The organism is Kitasatospora sp. NPDC096128, from assembly GCF_040303105.1.
In the GTDB taxonomy this organism is placed as follows: Bacteria; Actinomycetota; Actinomycetes; order Streptomycetales; family Streptomycetaceae; genus Kitasatospora.
This window is the reverse complement of sequence record NZ_JBEOSP010000039.1, coordinates 15,163-28,223: the sequence shown is the minus strand read 5'-3', so window position 1 is coordinate 28,223 and position 13,061 is coordinate 15,163. Positions and strand designations below refer to the sequence as shown.

Below are 13,061 nucleotides of genomic sequence, written 5' to 3'. Positions count from 1 at the left end.
CTGGTGGCGGCGAAGGCGAGGAACGCCTCCCATGCGGCCGGTTCGAAGGCCAGTTGGGGGCCGCTCTTGTCCTTGGAGTCACGGACACGGATGGCGTCGGGGGTCTCGGCGACCTCGACGCAGGCAGTTCCCTCGTTGCCGCTGTAGCTGCTCTTGATCCACGCCAGCTCGGACATGTTCACTGCTCCTCGCGGGATGATCGTGTCAGACCTCGCTGGTGGCGGCGAAGGCGAGGAACGCCTCCCATGCGGCCGGTTCGAAGGCCAGTTGGGGGCCGCTCTTGTCCTTGGAGTCACGGACACGGATGGCGCCGGGGGTCTCGGCGACCTCGACGCACTGGCCGCCTTCGTTGCTGCTGTAGCTGCTCTTGATCCAGGCGAGCTTCGCGTTCATCGTTCTCCCAGCATTTTCTCGATCAAGGCCAAGGACTCCCTCACGTCGAGCGATTGCCCTCTGAGAGCGCCGTATCGTGCGTTCATGATACGGACTTCCTCTTGACCCGTGATCAGTCGACTACTCTGCTGGGCTTCGATGTATCCGTTCTGCGGACGCCCCTTGGGAGTGATGAGCGTGAAGGGCCCGCCCAAGGCCGGGTGATCAGCTCTGGCAGTGGGCATGATGTGGATCGCCATACCGCGCATGCCTCCGACTTCCAGCAGGCGCCGCAGTTGTTCTTCGTGAACTTCCCAGCCGCCCAAAGGGCGTTGGAGAACGCTCTCCTCGATGACCCAGCTGAAGATCGCCCGCGGCCAGCGAGTCAAGATCTCCTGGCGTTCGAGTCGTACGGCCACACGCTCCTCGATCACCTCCTCGGTGAGAAGCGGCTGACGCATTCCGAAGAGTGCTCGCGCGTGCGCCTCGGTCTGCAGTAGGCCGGGGATGAGTAACGTGCTGAACTCGTGAATCTCTACAGCTACAGGCTCCAAGCCCGCATAGCCCCGGAACCAGGCAGGGTGTCGCACGCGGGCTTTGGCACGAGCTTTCATCACGTCGTCCCGCTGGATGGCCAACAGGCCGCCAGCGTTCAGTTCCTTGTCCAAGGCGACGAGCAGCTCTGGTTGAGGCGTTCGCACTCCCCGCTCCACCGAGCGGATCAGCTCTTCTCCGTAGCCGACGCGCTGTGCCAGCTCCTTCTGGGTCAACCCGGCTCGTTCCCGGAGAAGCTTGATCTGCTTCCCGATCGCTCGGAAGAAGTCCGAGACCTCCGTCAGGTCTTCCGGGAGTTCTGTTCGAATCTCGTCGCCCGTCTCGCTGTTCCGCGCCGCACTCATTGCGACCACCCCGCCTGTGATTGAGCCACACAAACATAAGCTGTCCGCACCTGCACAAGTACTCTCTGTGCCCGCTGGACCCATGGTCAGCGTACGTCCGCCCCGCCACGCTTTCTTCCATGACGACCGAAATCCCCCTCGACAGACCCCGCCCCCACACCACCGTCCTCGCCGCCACCCCCAAGGGCGTCGGACTGTGCCGACGCATCGCGAGGCGTCAACTCACCTGCTGGGGCCTGAACTCCACGCACACCGACCCGTTCCACTCGGCGCTCCTGATCGTCGCGGAGCTGGCCACCAACGCCGTCCTGCACGGACGCGTTCCGGGGCGCGGGTTCGAGCTGCACCTCGCCCTCACCACCACCGTGCGCCGGGGCACCACCCTTCGCATCGAGATCAGCGACCCCAGGGGTGACAGGCTCCCCGTCCTCCCCACCGCCCCCCTGCCTCACTCCCAGTCGGGCCGGGGCCTGATCCTCGTCGACGCCCTCAGCGACCGCTGGGGCACCATCCCCCGCCACCCCAACGCCAAGACCGTCTGGGCCGAACTCGACCTCACCGATGCCGATGCCACCCCCGATGCCGACTGAACCCCGCCATAGCGAAGCCCCGGGCGGTGCCACCCTCTGCACCCTCCTCCCCTTCGCGCTCCTCCTCGCCCTGCTCGCCTGGGCCTACCCCCTCACCGCACCCCGACCCAACCACAACCACCCCACCCCGCACCCCACTTCAACCCCATCCGCCGCCCCGTGAAGCACGAGGAGTGGGACGTCGGACCCACCGACCTCCCACTCCTCGGCGCGCCCCGACCCCGGGGGCACTCGAATCCCCGACCTCCCTGTGCATCGAGACCGGTTCCGGCGCCGCCGCGCCGCCCCACCGGGCGGCGCGGCTCAGGCGTGTCCGCTGGCTGCGTAGGACGCGAGGCGCTCGGCCAACGCGGCGACGAGGTCGCGCAGTTCGTCGGGGCGCTCGATGACGAACGGCCGGTCCAGCGAGGCGAGTACGGCGGGCAGCCAGTCGAGCCGCTCCGCCCGCAGTTCGACGCGCCGCCACTGCTCGGCCTCCGCGGGTGCGCACTCCTCCAGGTTCGCGACGCTCGCCGGGAGCCGGGCACGGATCTGCCCGACCGTTCCGTGGATCCGCAAGGTCACCTCGTGCCGGTACTCGGCCGTGGCGAACGCCGCCAGCACCCGTTCCGCCGGGCCGGGACCGGCGGGCTCCTCGAAGGAGCCGGGCAGGGCTCTCGCGTCCGTGATGCGGTCGAGTCGGAAGGTCCGGTCCTCGCCGAGGCGGGCGTCCTGACCGGTGACGTACCAGCGGCCCGCATGGGCGACGATCCCGTACGCGTGCAGCGTGCGTTCGCCGCGCCGTCCGTCGCGGTCGGTGTGATGGACCGAGACCGGCCGGCGGTGGCGCACCGCGTCGGCGAGGGTGAGCAGCACCTCGGCGTCCGGGGTGTCGAACTCGCCGGGCTGCTCGGTGAAGGCGAGGGACTCCAGGAGGGTGTCGAGCCGGCGGGCGAGGTGCTTGGGCAGCACCCGTCGGATCTTCGCGGCCGCCGTCTCGCCGGCGGTGTGCTGCGCCGTGGTCAGCCCGGCCCGGCGGCCGGCGAGCAGGCCGAGCAGTACGGCCAGCGCCTCGTCGTCGCTGAGCATGAGCGGGGGCAGCCGGTACCCGGGGGCGAGCCGGTACCCGCCGTAGCGGCCGCGCACCGACTCCACCGGGACGTCCAGGTCGATCAGCTGGTCGACGTACCGCCGCACGGTGCGCCCCTGGACGCCGAGGCGGTCGGCGAGTTCGGCCACGGTCCGGGTGCCGCCGGACTGCAGCAGTTCCAGCAGGGTCAGCACGCGGCCGGTGGGTCGGGACATGCGGGCAGCCTAGCCGGAAATAGGGGACCGATTCTGTCCACTATTCCTCCTAGCCTGTGACGTGCACGTTCCCAGCACGGTCAAGGAGTCTCAATGACGAAATCAACTCGCCTGCGCGTCCAGAACGGAGGTGAAGACCCTGTTGTCGCGCAGGAGCGCCCACAGGACGCTGACCCGGCGGCGTGCCAGGGCGATGATCGCCTGGACGTGCTTGCAGCCCTCGGCGCGCTTCTTGAGGTAGAAGTCCCGGTTCGGGCCGTCCTTGATGATGCTGGTCTGCGCAGACATGTAGAACACCCGTCGAAGCCGGCGGCTGTACCGCTTCGGTCGGTGCATGTTGCCGGTGCGGCGGCCGGAGTCGCGTGGAACGGGCACCAACCCGGCCGCCGAAGCGAGGTGGCCGGCATCCGCGTAGGCCGACAGATCGCCGGCGGCGACGACGAGCTCGGCTCCGAGTATCGGCCCGATGCCGGGCAGGGATTCGATGATCTCGGCCTGCGGATGGGCGTGGAAGGTGTCGCGGATCTGCTTGTCGATCCGCTTGAGCCGGTCGTCCAGGGCCAGGATCTGCGCGGCGAGGTCGGCCACGATCGCGGCTGCGACGTCCTCGCCGGGCAGGGTGGTGCGCTGGGCCTCCGCGGCCTCCAGCGCGGTGGCGGCGACCGCGTCGGCGCTGCGGACGCTGCGGTTGGACAACCATGCCGTCAGCCGGGCCCGGCCCCGGCGGCGGAGGGCGGCCGGGGTCTGGTAGCCGGTCAGCAGGACCAGGGCGCCCTTGTGGGCGGAGTAGTCGAAGGCCCGCTCCAGGGCGGGGAAGATGCCGGTCAGCACGTCGCGGAGCCGGTTGATCATCCGCACGCGGTCTGCGACCAGGTCCGAGCGGTGGGCGGTCAGCAGAGCGAGATCGGCCGCGAGCTGGGCGGGGACGTCGATCGCGGTGAAGTCCCGGCGCTGGCGGGATGTTTCGGCGATGACGTAGGCGTCGCGGGCGTCGGTCTTGGCCTCGCCCCGGTAGGCGCCGGACATGCGGTTGACGGTCCGTCCGGGCACGTAGACGGCCTGCTGGCCGTGGGCCGCGAGCAGGGCCAGCAGCAGCGCGGAGGACGTTCCGGAGATGTCCACCGCCCAGTGGACCTCGTCGGCCAGGTCGAGGATCTCGCCGAGCGCGGTCAGGATCGCCGTCTCATCGTTGTCGATCTTCTTCGACCACACTGTTGCGCCGGTCTCGTTCACCACGGCTGCCCAGTGATGCCCCTTGCCGGCGTCAACGCCAGCCCAGGCATGGGCAGTTCGCTTGCTCACTCGCCCCTCCTCGATCCCGCCCTCATCCCGTTGGCCCGAGGAACACCCCGCCGTCGTCTCCGTAAACAGCGACCGCGCACAGCTCGCACATCTCAATCAGCGGCCAGGGCGCCCCGGAGGACCGGACGGCCACTCCTTGGGAGCCACTGAAGGCAAGACCCCATAAGCCACATCCGGCCCTCCCGGGCCGCCTAACACCTTACGGAGATTCCCATGGACTTCGTCTCGATCCGCATCATCACCGGCGACGTCGCGCGCCTCGTCGAGTTCTATGAGCGCGCCACCGGGGCAGTGGCGGTGTGGGCCACCGAGGACTTCGCCGAACTCCGGATCGGCGGCGCCACCCTCGCGATCGCCGGCACCCGTACCGTCCCGCTGTTCGCCCCGGGCTCGGCCCGCCCGGCGGACAACCACAGCGTGATCACCGAGTTCCTCGTCGACGACGTGGACCGCGTCCACCGCGACCTGGCCGCTGTCGTCACCGACGTCGTCGCCGGGCCGACCACGATGCCGTGGGGCAACCGGTCACTGCTGTTGCGTGACCCCGACGGCCACCTGGTCAACTTCTTCACCCCCGTCACCCCGGCGGCCAAGGAGAAGTTCGCCCGCTGAGGCCGGGCGCGGCGGTCCACCCGGAGCCCAGGGCCCAGGGCCCCGGGTGAACCCGCGCAGTGCACGACTACGCTTCGCCGACCAGCAGCCGGGCGTTGACGGTCGGGTTGCCCGCCTGCGCGAGCGGGAAGGCCGTGCCGATCTCCCCGGCGTGACCGGGTACGTCGATCCGGACGGACAGTTTCCGGTCGAGGATCTGCTCCTGCGCCAGCCGGAAGTCGATGTTGACGATGCCGTGCTTCACACAGGTCGCACACTCGCGCGGGTTGGTCAGCTGGAAGAAGAACCGCTTCGCGACCGGCTCGCCGTCGGCGAGCAGGCTCACGATGAACGACCCGGGGATGTTCAGCCGGTCGATGCCCTTCACCCGCACCGAGACCGGGTCGGTGCTGCGGAAAGCGAAGCTGTGGGCGGCGTCGATGCTGCCGGAGAGGTTCTCCATGACGGCCTCCGCGGGGGCGGGCAGGTCGAGCTTGTCGTACGTGATGTCGGTGGCGATGGTCTGGTCGGCGGTCGTGCTGTACGGCGGCAGCGTGTTGAACGGCGTGGTGAGCCAGCTGTCGTCCTGCCCGGCCAGGGTGGTCCGGAACCCGGCCAGGTCGGTCGCGGTGGCGCGGGTCTGCCAGCTCAGCCAGAGCCGGTCGATGTTGCAGTGGAAGAACCAGAACACCGGGTCGTAGGCGGAGACTTCCTGGAGTCCCATCGTCGGCCCGACCGATCCGTGGCCGCCGTCGTGGGCCTGGATCGAGAAGTCCTGGTAGCCGTTGGTGAGGTACGCACCCCAGAGGGACTGCGCCATCGACGTGGTGATGTCGGTCAGGACCCCGAAGTCCGTGACGTTCTTCGTGATCTGGGCGACCGAGTAGCGCTGGGTGGTGTACGGGAAGAACCCGGTCACGGGCGGCGTCGCCGTGGCGCCGGGGTCGGCCGGCAGGACGTACTGGTCGAACGGCGGGTGCTGGAGGCGGTCCGGCAGCGGGGTCGAGATGTCCCAGTAGGGGAGCGTCACGTCCTGACAGCCCGGGACGGAGCGCAGCGCGTCCTCGAAGGCGCGCAGGTACACCCGGTGCCACGGGTTGAAGCGGTTCTCGTGGTGCAGGCAGTAGCTCCCCGGAAGGCCGTGCTGCCCGGCCAGGGCGAAGTAGCTGTCCGGTGCCGTGATGTCGCGGGCCATGACCCCGTTGAACGCCTGGGCCAGGAGCGCGAATTCGGCGTCCGTCAGGGCCGTGACGTTCTTGCGCAGCCGGGTCGGCGCACCTCCGGCCGGCGGTGTCCCGACCGGGGCCGTACCGAGCGGGAAGCCGTTGACGATCCAGTTCTTGAAGGTCTGCGAACGGTTGGCGCTCCACTTGCCCGCCGCGTCCGGTGGCATGTCCGCGGTGGGCGGTGAGGTGTGGGCGAAGATCGTGAGGGCGTTCTTCTTCACCCCGTCGTAGGTGCCGAGGTCGATGCCCTTGGCGCCCATGTGGGCCACGTCCTCGGGGCGGAAGTAGGTGCGGATGTCCGCCAGGTATGTCGGTGCCGCGATCAGCGGATCGGCGGCCGGGGCGGGCTTGGGCGTGGTCATGTGTACTCCGTCGGGCTCCGGGTGGGTGCCCCGGTCGACTGCCGGGCGCAGCGCCGGGACCCTCGAACAGATCGCGAGTATGTGGCAGCCCGAAAGGTCTCTATGCGATCGACACGGTTCCGCACCCGGAGATCCGTCGAGCAGCCGTCAGGGCGCGACCCGGCCGGCCGGGGGCGCGTACGCGGGCCGAGCGAGCAGGTGGAGCACGGCGCGCGGGCCCCGCACGGCCGGTGACCTCAGCGTTTGACGACATCGATGTAGACCGGAGCGGCCGACCCTGGGTAGGGTGTGGCTGCTCCCGCCCGTCCGCATCACCGCGTGCCCGTGGCCCCCGCGCCTCCCGCGCTTTCCGGGCCGCTCACCGCCGGTGCGACCCGGCCCGGCGCGGGCGTGGGCGTCGGCACTCCGGGGTCCGGACCGGAGGTGGTGCAGCCCTCCCCAGCGATTGGAAGCCGCGTGTACGACGGGCGGAAGGGGTCGTCGAGTCCCTTCGAGCAGACGGTCTACCTCCTGTCCGCGGCCGGCCGGGCGGCGGACGCCCTGCTGGCGGACCGGTGGCGGACCCGCTCGATGGGCCAGACCCACCTGGCGGTGCTGTCGGCGCTGGCCCGGCAGGGCGCGCACGCCCGGCCCGACCTCGCCGCGCGGCTGCGCCTGCCCGCGCCGGAGGTGTCCCGGGCGCTCGACGAGCTGCTGGCGGCCGCGCTGGTGCAGTCGATGGTGGTGCAGGTCAACGGCCGCCACGAGGTGGTGACCCTCACCGCCGCGGGCGAGGTCGCCCTGGAGGAGCTGCACGGCGACGCCACCGCCGTCCAGGAGGAACTGCTGGCCCCGCTGACGAAGGGCCAGCGCACCGAACTGAACGCCCTGCTGCGGCGGGTGTGCGCCAAGGCGGCCCGCGCCGCCGCCGGGGCGCAGCCGGCCCCGGACCGGGCGGCGGGCTGAAGGGTTACGGGCGGCGGGCTGAACGGTTATGGGCGGCCCGGCTGACGGCGCGGGATCGGTTCAGGCCCGCCGCGCCCGGGTGCCCCGCCCCGATCCCGTGCTCGCGGAGCGGGCCGACCTGCCAGCCCTCGGCGGCGCAGTGGTCGAGCAGCCGGGGCAGGGCGCCGAGGGCGGAGCGCCAGGCGGCGGGGGCGGAGGTGCAGTCCGAGTCGTGCAGCAGGACGGTGCCGCCGCCGTACAGGTCGGCGGTGACGGTGCGGTGGACGCTCTCCGGGGTGGCTCGGCTGGTCCAGTCCTCGCCCCAGCTGGTCCACAGCACGGGGGTGAGGCCGAGCCGGCGGGCGGCGAGGTGGGCGCCCGCGCTCATCACGCCGTACGGCGGTCGGAACCAGCGCGGCGCGGTGCCGGTGAGCTCGGCGACGGCGTCGCGGGCCCGGCTCAGGTCCTGGTGGGTGGTGCGGGGGCCGCGCAGCAGCAGCGGGCGGTGCGCCCAGCCGTGGACGGCGACCTCGTGCCCGGCGTCGGCGATCTCCCGCACCAGCCCGGGGGACCGTACGGCCATCTCCCCGAGCAGGAAGAAGGTGGCGTGCACCCCGCGCTCCTGGAGCAGGGCCAGGAAGGCGGGCGTGGAGAGCGGGTCCGGGCCGTCGTCGAAGGTCAGGGCGACGTGGTCGGGGCGGCCGGTCCCGGCGAGCCGGGGCAGCAGGCGGTTGCGCAGCGGCCCGTAGGTGGAGAGGACGGGGGCCGCGTGGACGGCGGTGACGGCGGCAGCGGCGGCGCCGAGGAGCGGGAGCGCGCGGGGCTTCATGGGGGCCTCAGGACAGGCTGGTCAGCGCGCCGAGGCGCGGCGGGCGGTGGGAGGTGAGCAGGCGGTTCAGGGTGGTGCTGAGCCCGGCCGGGTCGGCGCTGCCGCATTCGACCAGGACGATCTGGCCGGGCTTGAGCCGCGGGGTGGCCGTGCTGCCGCAGGCGATCCGGAGGTCCGGGACGACCAGGCGCTCGTGGTGGTAGGCAGCCAGGCCGAGGTCGAGGGCGTCCACGTCCCGGCCGGAGAGGAAGAAGGCGCCGGCCGCGCCGGTGGCGGAGCGCAGCGCGCCGGCCCCGGCCTCGACGGAGTCGCGGCGGGTGACGATCCCGGTCTGGTACGGCGGGCCGTAGCCGGCGTTGACCAGGGTGAGCCCGGCGGCCGCGAAGCGGCGGACCTCGCCGGGGTCGGCGGCGGCCTCGGCCGTGTCGATCGAGACGGCGGCCTTGACGGCGGACAGTGCGTGCAGGGTGGCGTCGTCGAGGTGCCCGCCGTGCGGCGGGTGGACCACGAGGTAGGCCCGGCCGGTGTGCTCGGCGTCGAGGGCGTCGAAACCCCCGTAGGCGACGGCGAGTTGGGTGCCGGCGGTGGAGAGCCAGGCGGTCGCGGTGAGGGACGCGACCGCGACGCCGAGCCGACGGCCGGGGCGGCGGCTCTGGCGGGGGCTCTGGCTGGGCGGGGCGGGGGCGGCCCGTCGTCCGGGGTGCTGTCGTTGCGTCGGGATCAGTGGCTGCGGCGCGGTGTCCGGCGGCGTGTCGGCGGGGGCGGCGCCGGCCACGGCGGCGATGGCGGCCGCCGGGCCGGAGGCGTCGCGGTGCAGCGCCAGCCCGGCTTCCCGGTACCGGCGCCCGGCGGGCCCGTCGACCATGGCGGCCAGGACGGACGCCAGCTCCGCCGGGTCGCGGACCCAGGGGGCGAGGCCGGCCTGGTCGAGGGCGGCCGCGTTGGTCAGGCCGTGCCCGGGTATGCAGCGGTAGCTGACCACCGGCAGGCCGCAGGAGAGCGCCTCCAGCGAGGTCAGGCCCCCGGCGTTCTGCACCAGCACGTCGCAGGCGTGCATCAGGCCGGGCATGTCCTCGACCCAGCCGAAGGCGTGCTCGACGCCGTCCGCCCGCAGTCGCTCCGCGAGGGCCCGGTTCCTCCCGCACACCACGACCGGCACCGCCGCCCCGGTGGCGCGTACCTCGGCGGCCACCTTCGCGACCTCGCCCACTCCCCAGGAGCCGGCCACCAGCAGCGCCAGCGGCGCGCCCGGCGGCAGCCCGAACCGCTCCCGCGCCGCGGTGCGCAGGGCCCCGGTGGTCGGGGTGAAGCGGGGGTCGACCACCGGGCCGGCGACCGCCACCCGCTCGGCGCCGTGCGCGCGGGCCTGCCCGGCCGGGACGGGGTGGGCGGCCAGGTGGAGGTCGACGCCGGGCGCCACCCACAGCGGGTGCACGGAGAAGTCGGTCAGGTAGACCGCGGCGGGCACCGTCAGCCGCCCCCGGCGGCGCAGGCTGCCGAGCACCTGCCCGGCGATCGGGTAGGTGGCCACCACCGCGCGGGTGTCCGGCGGGAGCCTGCGCAGCAGCCGCCGGTGGGTGCTGCGCTGGATCAGCCGGATCAGCGGGCCCGGACGCCCGGTGGACTCGGTGCTGGAGTAGATCCGTTGGTAGGCGGAGGGGGCGATGGTCAGCAGCCGCCGGTAGCACTCCGAGACCAGTGGCCCGAGTCCGGCGGGGATCAGGTCCAGGAAGTCCCAGCGGTCGACGGCGAGACCCAACCCGGCCAGCCGCAGGGCGAGTTGGGCGGCGGCTCCGTCGTGCCCGGCGCCCACGCCCGCGGAGATGATGACGACGCGCCCGGTGGCGGGCGCGGACGAGCGGGACGCGTCGGCGGCGTGGTGCGCCGATGCCTCGTGGAGGTGCGGGAGTTGCGACACGGTCGGCCGATCCTCTGGCGGTGACGGGGCAGGGGCGGGCGGCTTCCGGTGCCCGTGTCGGGGCCCGGACGCCGCCGGACGCGGGGAAGCCGCCTGGTGTTGGGAGCAGGGCTGGGAGTGCTGGCGGGGCCGGGGCGAACCGCGGCCCGGTCAGAATGGCAGGGCCTTGCTGAAGATCCGCTTAAGCTCAACTGCCGCTCCGGCGGGCCGCGATGGTGTCCTCGTAGATCTCGCTGCGGCCCGGTTTCCCGGACGGGTCGTACGCCTGTCCTAGCCGGGGCGGGGTGGACCGAAACGCCGCCGGACGTCGTATCGGGGACGAATCAGGGGAGACCCCGACGGGCCCCAGGGTTCCCGTGCCATGATGGCGCCGCCATGACCGACCTCGATGCCGGGCCCGCGCCGCTGCCGGTGCGCGCCGCCGCCCTCGACCTTCGTGTGCTGCGGGCCCTGCCCTTCGCGACGGTCTGCGTCGTGCTGTCCGCCGCCGGGCACGCGCTCGCCTCGGGGGACCGGATCCCGCCCGGCGCGCTGCTGCTCGGGTGGCTGCTGGTCGCGGCGTTCGCCGTGCTCGGCGCCCGCCGGGAGCGCTCGGCCCGGGCGATCGTCGGCGCTCTGGCGGGCGGCCAGCTGGGCCTGCACCTGCTGTTCCACGCGGCCCGGGGCGGATTCCCGGCGCCGGTGCGGGGCGGAGCGGGTGGACCGGGTGGCGTGGCCGATGCGGCCGGTACTGCCGGTATGCCGGGGATGGCCGACGTGCCGGACATGGCCGGGATGTCAGGGATGCCGGGCATGTCAGGGATGGCCGACCGTCGCGACGCCGCGCTGACGCACGTCACGGCGGGCGCGGGCGCGGCCCACCACACCGCCCTCGCGGCGACCCACATCGGCTTCTGGTGCCATGCGACGCTCGTCGGGCTGAGCCCCGCGATGCTCCTGGCGCACCTGGCCGCGACCCTCGCCGCCGGATGGTGGCTGCGCCGGGGCGAGGCGGCGGTGTGGTCCCTGGTCCGGCTCGCGGCCCGCACCGCCGAGGCCACCGGGCGCGTCTGTGCGGCCCGACTCCGGGGCGTGGTGGCCCTGTTCGCGGCGCTGCGGGACGGGCTCGACGCCCCCGGAACCGCTGTGCGCCGGGCGGCGGGAGCCGACCGGTCGGGCCGGGCCGGCTCGGCCTTCCTGCGGCACGTGGTGATCAGACGCGGCCCGCCGGGGTACGCGGCGGCCTGACCGGAGCGGAACGCTCCCGGGCACGGCCGTCCTCCCGCCCCCCGATCACCACCCGCACGCGCCCCCGTACGGCGCCGGCGCCGATCCGTCGTGCCCGCCGCCCGTGCGCGCGGACGCGCGTGCCCCTTCCCTGGAGAACACGCATCATGAGGACTTCCCCCGTGATCCGCCTGGCCGCTGCCACCGTCCTGGCCGGCGCGACCGTGCTGGCCGCCGCCGCGAGCGCTTCCGCGCACGTCGTCGTGGAGCCGTCCAGCGTCCCGAAGAACGCCACCGACCAGACCTTCGCCTTCCGGGTGCCGAACGAGGACGACACCAAGAGCACGGTCCAGGTGGAGATCGACTTCCCGACCGACCACCCCGTCCCGTCCGCCATGGTCGCGCCGGTGCCCGGCTGGACCGACAAGATCACCACGACCAAGCTCGCCACCCCGATCCACACCGACGACGGCGACGTCACCGACGTGGTCTCGCAGGTCGTCTGGACCGGCGGTCAGATCACTCCCGGCCACTACCAGGACTTCACCGTCGAGCTCGGCGCCCTGCCCGAGGGCACGGACAAGGTCGTCTTCAAGGCCCTCCAGACGTACAGCGACGGCAACGTGGTGCGCTGGATCGAGGAGCCGCAGGCGGGCCGGCCCGAGCCGAAGAACCCGGCCCCGGTGCTGCACCTGACGGCGGCGGCCGCCGACGACGCGGACAGCGCCGACGGGGCGAGCCCGGCACCGGCCGGCAGCGCGCCGGTCGCGCCGGGTGCGCCGACCGCGACGGCTTCGGCCAAGGCGACGACGGCGGCGGAGAAGGCGAGCAGCAGCGACTCGACCGCCCGCGGCCTCGGCATCGCCGGGATCGTGGTCGGCGTCCTCGGTACGGCGGCGGGCGTGCTGCTCGGCCGCCGCGGCCGCACGGGCACCTCGGCCTGAGCCACCGGGCCGGTGCGGCACGCGAGCGCCGCACCGGCCCGCCGTCGGCGGGACGGGCGCAGCGGAGCGGGAGGGTTCCGCCCCGGTGGCCCAGGCCGAGAGGCCGGGGGACACCAAGCTCCTCCAGGACGTCTTCCTGCGCCGCCGGTGAGGCCCTGACCCCACCTGCCGCAGCCACCTCAGGAGGCGGACGGCTCGATCTCCCCCGCGAAGACGATGACCTGGTCGATGAGGTTCCGCCGCAGATGGACGACGTCCGTTCCCGACAGGCGGGGGCCGCCGTCCGGCGTGGTGAAGACCCACCGGTACCGGGCCCACTCGTCAGGCATGTCCACCGCCGAGCAGCGCGCCATCGTGCCGGTCCCCGCCGGGTGGCGCCGGAGGTCCAGCACGAACCGCTCGACCGCGGCGATTCCTTCGCTGCGGCCCAACGGCCCCCAGAAGACCACGTCCGAGGTCAGGGCCTGGGAGAGCAGGGCAGTCACATAGCTGTCGTCCGAGGCGTTGAACGCGGAGATGAACGTGTCGATGGCGGAGCGTGCCGTCTCTTCCTGCATGCCCTAGTAATACCAGCCGTTGCGCGTGCGCTGGTGCATGGCAGCGGCTCGGAGCGG

Annotated in this window: 15 protein-coding genes; 6 read left to right on the top strand and 9 right to left on the bottom strand. The window is 72.9% G+C overall.

The window, feature by feature from the left end; genetic code table 11:
• From ABTY61_RS32645 to ABTY61_RS32635, 3 genes are all read right to left on the bottom strand, one after another.
• Positions 1–176 (bottom strand): DUF397 domain-containing protein (locus ABTY61_RS32645; protein ID WP_350508805.1); only part of this gene is annotated, 176 nt, incomplete at its 3' end.
• A 28-nt stretch (positions 177–204) separates the two neighbouring features.
• Entirely contained in the window at positions 205–393 is a 189-nt protein-coding gene (locus tag ABTY61_RS32640; RefSeq protein WP_350508750.1) for a DUF397 domain-containing protein, read from the bottom strand.
• A complete protein-coding gene (locus ABTY61_RS32635; RefSeq protein ID WP_350508749.1) occupies positions 390–1,271 on the bottom strand; it encodes a helix-turn-helix domain-containing protein in 882 nt (293 codons plus the stop codon). The genes ABTY61_RS32640 and ABTY61_RS32635 overlap by 4 nt, the downstream gene beginning before the upstream one ends.
• Positions 1,272–1,390: 119 nt before the next feature.
• Between ABTY61_RS32635 and ABTY61_RS32630 the strand changes: the two genes are divergently transcribed.
• Both ABTY61_RS32630 and ABTY61_RS32625 read left to right on the top strand, forming a co-directional pair.
• The gene (locus tag ABTY61_RS32630) at positions 1,391–1,861 is read left to right on the top strand and encodes an ATP-binding protein (protein WP_350508748.1); all 471 of its coding nucleotides are present in this window, start codon (positions 1,391–1,393) and stop codon (positions 1,859–1,861) included.
• On the top strand, positions 1,851–2,024 hold the full coding sequence (locus ABTY61_RS32625; protein WP_350508747.1) for a hypothetical protein: 174 nt from the start codon (positions 1,851–1,853) through the stop codon (positions 2,022–2,024). The genes ABTY61_RS32630 and ABTY61_RS32625 overlap by 11 nt, the downstream gene beginning before the upstream one ends.
• A 140-nt stretch (positions 2,025–2,164) precedes the next feature.
• Here the strand turns inward: ABTY61_RS32625 and ABTY61_RS32620 are convergent, their stop codons facing one another.
• Together ABTY61_RS32620 and ABTY61_RS32615 are read right to left on the bottom strand one after the other, a co-directional pair.
• Complete coding sequence (locus ABTY61_RS32620) at positions 2,165–3,145, bottom strand: helix-turn-helix transcriptional regulator (RefSeq protein WP_350508746.1); 981 nt, start codon at positions 3,143–3,145, stop codon at positions 2,165–2,167.
• 102 nt (positions 3,146–3,247) lie between these two features.
• Positions 3,248–4,447: an IS110 family RNA-guided transposase gene (locus ABTY61_RS32615; protein ID WP_350508745.1), complete on the bottom strand. Its 1,200-nt coding sequence runs from the start codon at positions 4,445–4,447 to the stop codon at positions 3,248–3,250.
• 213 nt (positions 4,448–4,660) lie between these two features.
• Here ABTY61_RS32615 and ABTY61_RS32610 point away from each other — a divergent pair, with 213 nt between their 5' ends.
• Complete coding sequence (locus tag ABTY61_RS32610; protein WP_350508744.1) at positions 4,661–5,059, top strand: VOC family protein; 399 nt, start codon at positions 4,661–4,663, stop codon at positions 5,057–5,059.
• Between the two features lie 67 nt (positions 5,060–5,126).
• Here ABTY61_RS32610 and ABTY61_RS32605 read toward each other — a convergent pair whose 3' ends face one another.
• Complete coding sequence (locus tag ABTY61_RS32605) at positions 5,127–6,626, bottom strand: tyrosinase family protein (RefSeq protein ID WP_350508743.1); 1,500 nt, start codon at positions 6,624–6,626, stop codon at positions 5,127–5,129.
• A 456-nt stretch (positions 6,627–7,082) separates the two neighbouring features.
• Here ABTY61_RS32605 and ABTY61_RS32600 point away from each other — a divergent pair, with 456 nt between their 5' ends.
• On the top strand, positions 7,083–7,571 hold the full coding sequence (locus ABTY61_RS32600; protein ID WP_350508742.1) for a MarR family transcriptional regulator: 489 nt from the start codon (positions 7,083–7,085) through the stop codon (positions 7,569–7,571).
• A gap of 4 nt (positions 7,572–7,575) precedes the next feature.
• Here ABTY61_RS32600 and ABTY61_RS32595 read toward each other — a convergent pair whose 3' ends face one another.
• Together ABTY61_RS32595 and ABTY61_RS32590 are read right to left on the bottom strand one after the other, a co-directional pair.
• Positions 7,576–8,379: a polysaccharide deacetylase family protein gene (locus tag ABTY61_RS32595; RefSeq protein WP_350508741.1), complete on the bottom strand. Its 804-nt coding sequence runs from the start codon at positions 8,377–8,379 to the stop codon at positions 7,576–7,578.
• A 7-nt stretch (positions 8,380–8,386) separates the two neighbouring features.
• On the bottom strand, positions 8,387–10,297 hold the full coding sequence (locus ABTY61_RS32590) for an MGDG synthase family glycosyltransferase (RefSeq protein ID WP_350508740.1): 1,911 nt from the start codon (positions 10,295–10,297) through the stop codon (positions 8,387–8,389).
• Between the two features lie 375 nt (positions 10,298–10,672).
• Between ABTY61_RS32590 and ABTY61_RS32585 the strand changes: the two genes are divergently transcribed.
• Positions 10,673–11,524, top strand: a complete 852-nt coding sequence (locus ABTY61_RS32585) for a hypothetical protein (RefSeq protein WP_350508739.1) — start codon at positions 10,673–10,675, stop codon at positions 11,522–11,524.
• 146 nt (positions 11,525–11,670) lie between these two features.
• Entirely contained in the window at positions 11,671–12,447 is a 777-nt protein-coding gene (locus tag ABTY61_RS32580) for a YcnI family protein (protein ID WP_350508738.1), read from the top strand.
• A 179-nt stretch (positions 12,448–12,626) separates the two neighbouring features.
• On the opposite strand, the gene ABTY61_RS32575 is transcribed toward ABTY61_RS32580, so the two are convergent.
• Positions 12,627–13,004: a nuclear transport factor 2 family protein gene (locus tag ABTY61_RS32575; protein ID WP_350508737.1), complete on the bottom strand. Its 378-nt coding sequence runs from the start codon at positions 13,002–13,004 to the stop codon at positions 12,627–12,629.
• Positions 13,005–13,061 lie beyond the last annotated feature (57 nt).